Here is a 4,303-nt window from a genome sequence, read left to right as displayed (position 1 = left end):
AAGATGGTGTGAGGTCACGGTGACGGTTCCACCCTCCGAAGGTCCGCCGGGAGCGCAGTACCCACAGGGGGGACCGCCCGGGCAACCCTGGCAACCCGGACAGCCCGAGCACCAGCACCCGCGCCTGCCCGTCGCCGGGATCGTCGACGGTGACGTCCGGCACGTCGATGCCGTCGATCTTGTTCTGCCGCAGCCGCACCATGTGGTCGTGGTTGTCCGGGTCATAGGAGATGTTGCCCTTGCCGTCGGCCTTCTCCAGCCCGCCGACCCGGTGCTGCAGGCCGGGCGTCCCCGGCACGGCCCACTCGCGGGCCAGCGTCTCCGGGTCCCGCACGTACGGCCAGAACTCCTCCGACCCGTCGGCGGCGTTGGTCTCCGAGGCGAACCGCACCCGCAGGTCCGGCAGGTTCTCGACGTCCGGGATCAGCCACGGCTCGGAGCCGTTGGCGACCGCACCGTCGGACAGCAGCAGCACCGGGGTGCGGTAGGTCAGCGCGATGCGCGCGGCCTCCAGCGCGACGTCGAAGCAGTCCGCGGGCGTGGACGGCGCCACGACCGCCACCGGCGACTCGCTGTTGCGGCCGAACATCGCCTGCAGCAGGTCGGCCTGCTCGGTCTTGGTGGGCAGCCCCGTGGACGGGCCGCCGCGCTGTACGTCGATGACCACCAGCGGCAGCTCGATCATCACGCCGAGCCCGATGGTCTCCGATTTCAGCGCGATGCCCGGACCCGAGGTCGAGGTCACCCCGAGCGCGCCGCCGTAGGAGGCGCCGAGCGCGGCACCGATCCCGGCGATCTCGTCCTCGGCCTGGAACGTGGTGATGCCGAAGTTCTTGTGCTTGGACAGTTCGTGCAGCACGTCCGAGGCCGGAGTGATCGGGTAGGTGCCCAGCAGCAGATCCAGCCCGGAGCGCTGCCCGGCGGCCACCAGGCCGTAGGCCAGCGCGGTGTTGCCGGTGATCTGCCGGTAGGTGCCCTCCGGCAGCTTCGCGGGCGCGACCTCGTAGGTCGTGGCGAAGGCCTCGGTGGTTTCGCCGTAGTTCCAGCCCGCGCGGAAGGCCAGCACGTTCGCCTCGGCGATCTCCGGCTTCCTGGCGAACTTCTCCCGCAGGAACGCCTCGGTGCCCTCGGTCGGCCGGTGATACATCCAGGACAGCAGGCCCAGCGCGAACATGTTCTTGCAGCGCTCGGCGTCCTTCTTGCCGAGGCCGGTGTCGGCGAGGGCGCCCTGGGTGAGCCCGGACATCGCGACCCGGTGGACCTCGAACGGCTCCAGCGTGTCGTCGGACAGCGGGTCGGCCTCGTAGCCGACCTTCGACAGGTTGCGCTTGGTGAACTCGTCCTCGTTCACGATCACCGTGCCGCCCCGCGGCACGTCGGCGAGGTTGGCCTTGAGGGCGGCGGGGTTCATCGCCACCAGCACGTCCGGACGGTCACCGGGCGTGAGGATGTCGTAGTCGGCGAAGTGCACCTGGAAGCTGGAGACACCGGGGATGGTGCCCTGCGGGGCGCGGATCTCGGCGGGGAAGTTGGGCAGGGTGGCCAGGTCGTTGCCGAACGCCGCGGCCTCGGAGGTGAAGCGGTCACCGGTGAGCTGCATGCCGTCACCGGAGTCGCCCGCGAAGCGGATCACCACCCGGTCGAGCTTGCTGACCTCCGTCGGCCGCTCCGCGGACACCGTACCGTCCGATCCGTCCCCGTTCGCGCTCGTGCTCATGGGCCAGCGGTTCCCTCTCTCCCGGTTTCGGCGCGCCCCGCGCTCTATACTTCGAGATTACTTGGTGTTTTCGGTGGGCGTGGTGTGGTGTGATCCGGCTTACCCGTGACCGGCGGTAACAGGGTCTCCCGGTCCCAACCACTGGGACCGGCGGGCCGGGCGTCCGGCGGCCCCACGCCCCGAGTCTGCCCTCAGTGGCCGGGGTCCGGCGGGCGTTCCAACAATGTGGACAACACGACCGTGGACACCGTCCGATCGATGATCTCCAACCCGCGCAGACGTTCCAGCGCGTCCTCCAGGTGGTGGATGTCGGCCGCCCGCAGATGCACGATCGCGTCGGCCGCCCCGGACACGGTGTAGGCGGCGACGACCTCGGGCAGGGGTTCCAGGCGCGCCCGGATACGGACGGGGGAGACGTTGCCCTGGCAGTGCACCTCCACGAACGCCTCCGTCCCCCAGCCGAGCGCCTCGGGGTCGACCACGGCGGTGAAGCCGCGCAGGACGCCGCTGTCCAGCAGTCGGTCGACACGGCGCTTGACGGCGGGTGCCGACAGGCCCACGACGTCACCGATCTCCGCGTAGCTCGACCGCGCGTTGGCCACCAGGCACGAAACGATGCGTTGATCCAAGGTGTTCACACGCAACGTTTAGCACACCAGTGCGCAATCGCTGACAATTGATAGCCGGATAACACGCACCATACATTCGAAGTATGCGCGTACCTGTGCCTCGCCAGTACCTCATGTGCCCGCCGCGGTACTTCGCCGTGGACTACGTCATCAACCCGTGGATGGACCCGGACGTGCCCGTTGACGCCGACCGCGCGACGGAGCAGTGGACCGTGCTGCGGGACACCTACCGGCGGCTCGGCCACTCGGTGTCCGAGATCGAACCGCGGGAGGGCCTGCCGGACATGGTCTTCGCCGCGAACTCGGGCACCGTGCTCGACGGGCGGGTGCTGGGCGCGCGGTTCCGCGCGCCGGAGCGGGCCGCCGAGGCGGAGCACTTCCGCCGCTGGTTCGTGGAGAACGGTTTCCGGGACGTCACGATGCCCACACGGGTGAACGAGGCCGAAGGCGACTTCGCCTGGACCGGCCGGGTGCTGCTGGCGGGCACCGGCTTCCGCACCGACCCGGCCGCGCACGCCGAGGCGCAGGAGGTGCTCGGGGTGCCGGTGGTGTCCCTGCGGCTGACCGACCCGCGCTTCTACCACCTCGACACGGCGTTGTTCGTGCTCACCGAGGCCACCGACACCGAACCCGCACAGGTCGCCTACTTCCCCGGGGCGTTCTCCCCGGGCTCCCGCCGCACCCTGGAACGCCTCTTCCCGGACGCGGTGCTCGCCGACGCGGACGACGCGGTGTGCCTGGGCCTCAACGCCGTCTCCGACGGCCGTCACGTGGTGCTCCCGGTGGAGGCGACCGGCCTCGCCGACCGCCTGGCCATCCGCGACTACGAGCCGATCCCCCTGGACATCTCGGAACTCCGCAAATCCGGCGGCGGCCCCAAATGCTGCACCCTCGAACTCCGCAAGTAACACCCGTGCCCTCACCCGTGCGGGTGTTGTGCCGTGAAGGGCACTTTCCCTGCGCCGGACGCAGCGAGGGGCACATTCCCTGCGTCACACGCAGGAAATGTGCCCTTCACGGCAACACTCGGGGTGAGCGGCTCAGGAGGTGCCGCACGCGGCTGACGGCCAGGGCGAGCAGGAAGAGCAGGCCCGTGGTGAGGCCGATGGTGCCGGGGATGGAGGAGTCGAACGTCAGCGCGGCGCGGTGACCGACCGCCGAGGCGATCCAGCCGACGGCCACGGCGAGCAGCAGCATGCCGCCCAGGCCACGGGCCAGCAGGCGGGCCGTGGCCGCGGGCACCACGAAGAACGTGATCACCAGGATCGCGCCGACGCTGTCGAAGGCCACCACCGCCACCCCGGCCACGGCCACCAGTAGCATCCGCTGTACCGCCCGCCCGCGCAGACCGCCCAGCTCGGCGAAGTCCGGGTCGAACGTGCTCGCCTGCAACGGCCGCCACAGCAGCACGACGAACAGCACCGTCGCCACGGCCGCGCCCCCGGTCACCAGCAGCGACGACGGCACCGGAGCACCGCCGAGGTCCACGGTGCGCAGCGGGGCGAACGTGATGTCGCCGTAGATCGCCGAGTCCAGGTCGATGTGCGCGCCCGAGGCGTAGCGGCTGATGCCGAGGATGCCCAGCGAGAACAGCGCGGGGAACACCAGCGCCAGGGCGGCGTCCGACCCGACGAGGTCGGTGTGCCGCAGCCACTCGAACCCCGCCACGCACAGCACCCCGAACGCGGTCGCGCCGAGCACGGTCACCGGGGACCCGCGTTCCCCGGTGAGCAGGAAGATCAGCACGATGCCGGGCAGCACCGCGTGGCTGACCGCGTCCGGCAGCAGCGCCTGCCTGCGCAGCAGCAGGAAGCCGCCGAGCAGCGCGCACGCCGTGGACAGCAACCCCGCGATCACGATGATCATGACGTCGTCCGGCGTCATCGCCGCCACCTCGCGCCCCAGCCCGCACGGGCGGTCCCGTTCAGCCGCCCCGGCGCCGCGCCGAGGCGCACCG

The 4,303-nt window shown here is 70.9% G+C and carries 4 protein-coding genes; 1 reads left to right on the top strand and 3 read right to left on the bottom strand.

Going from position 1 to position 4,303, the window contains the following annotated elements:
- Nucleotides 1-1,717 (bottom strand): 2-oxoacid:acceptor oxidoreductase subunit alpha (locus SACHA_RS20030; protein ID WP_019807185.1); only part of this gene is annotated, 1,717 nt, incomplete at its 3' end.
- Nucleotides 1,718-1,908: 191 nt separating this feature from the next.
- Nucleotides 1,909-2,355 (bottom strand): Lrp/AsnC family transcriptional regulator, encoded by a 447-nt coding sequence (locus tag SACHA_RS0103295; protein WP_019807183.1) that lies wholly within the window; start codon nucleotides 2,353-2,355, stop codon nucleotides 1,909-1,911.
- 74 nt (nucleotides 2,356-2,429) lie between these two features.
- Between SACHA_RS0103295 and ddaH the strand changes: the two genes are divergently transcribed.
- On the top strand, nucleotides 2,430-3,254 hold the full coding sequence (ddaH, locus tag SACHA_RS0103290; protein WP_198010087.1) for a dimethylargininase: 825 nt from the start codon (nucleotides 2,430-2,432) through the stop codon (nucleotides 3,252-3,254).
- A gap of 106 nt (nucleotides 3,255-3,360) precedes the next feature.
- Here the strand turns inward: ddaH and SACHA_RS0103285 are convergent, their stop codons facing one another.
- Entirely contained in the window at nucleotides 3,361-4,230 is an 870-nt protein-coding gene (locus SACHA_RS0103285; protein ID WP_019807179.1) for a metal ABC transporter permease, read from the bottom strand.
- Nucleotides 4,231-4,303 lie beyond the last annotated feature (73 nt).

The sequence above is a fragment of the Saccharomonospora halophila 8 genome (assembly GCF_000383775.1).
GTDB lineage: Bacteria > Actinomycetota > Actinomycetes > Mycobacteriales > Pseudonocardiaceae > Saccharomonospora > Saccharomonospora halophila.
Note: the sequence above shows the minus strand (reverse complement) of the source record. Positions and strands in the feature narration are given on the sequence as shown.